Raw genomic sequence first — 1,045 nt, forward strand, 5'->3', positions numbered from 1 at the left:
CCACCCTGCTGGCCGCCCTCCTCGGCCGCCTCCCGCTGGACGAGGGCCATGCGTCACTCGGGCCGGGCGTGGTGGTCGGCGAGGTCGACCAGGCCCGCGGGCTGTTCTTCGGCGGGGAGGCACTGCTGGACGCCTTCGGAGCGGCGGTGCCGGAGATGGCGCCCGCGGACGTACGGACCCTGCTGGCCAAGTTCGGCCTCAAGGCCGCCCATGTGCTGCGCCCCGCGTCCACGCTGTCCCCGGGCGAGCGCACCCGCGCGGCCCTGGCCCTGCTCCAGGCCCGGGGCGTCAACCTGCTGGTCCTGGACGAGCCCACCAACCACCTCGACCTGCCCGCGATCGAGCAACTGGAGTCCGCCCTGGCTTCGTACGAGGGCACGCTGCTCCTGGTCACCCACGACCGCCGCATGCTGGAAGCGGTCCACACCACCCGCCGCTTCGAGGTGGCCGAGGGCCGAGTAACCGAGTCCTGACCCCGCGCCGCACCTACCCGAGCCCGCTCAGCCCGTCCGCCCCCCGGGCCCATCCTCCGTCCGGGCCCGTCCGTCGTCTGAGCCTGTCCGTCGTCCGGGCCCGTCCGTCGTCTGAGCCTGTCCGTCGTCCGGGGCTGTCCGTCGTCCGGGCCGGCCCGCCGTCTGGGCCCGTCTGTCGTCCGGGGCCGTCTGTCGTCCGGGCCGGTCCGTCGTCCGGGGCCGTCCGCCGTCCGGGCCCATCCTCCGTCCGGGCCGGTCCGCCGTCTGGGCCCATCCGCCGTCCGGGGCCCACTCAGCCCGTCCGCCCTCCGGGGCCGCCCTCCGGGCCCGCCCGCCCTCCGGACCCTGCGGCGCGTCCCGCGTCCCGCGTCCCGCGTCCCGCGTCCCGCGTCCGGAACCGGAGTCGGGGCGGTGGGCCCACCACCCCAGCCCGTTCCGCGTCCGGAGCTGGGTCCGGGGCGGGACCCCACAACCCAGCCCGTCCGGCGATTGAGGACCGGGGTTCAGGGGCGGAGCCCCGGCGGGGGTGCAGGGGGCGGAGCCCCCGCAACGGGGCCCGGGGCGGAGCCCCG

The 1,045-nt window shown here is 77.7% G+C and carries 1 protein-coding gene; it reads left to right on the forward strand.

The window, feature by feature from the left end; translation table 11 throughout:
* Positions 1-473 (forward strand): ATP-binding cassette domain-containing protein (locus EEJ42_RS02620; RefSeq protein WP_148081830.1); only part of this gene is annotated, 473 nt, incomplete at its 5' end.
* Positions 474-1,045: the final 572 nt, after the last annotated feature.

It is taken from the genome of Streptomyces botrytidirepellens (assembly GCF_003721215.1).
GTDB lineage: Bacteria > Actinomycetota > Actinomycetes > Streptomycetales > Streptomycetaceae > Streptomyces > Streptomyces himastatinicus.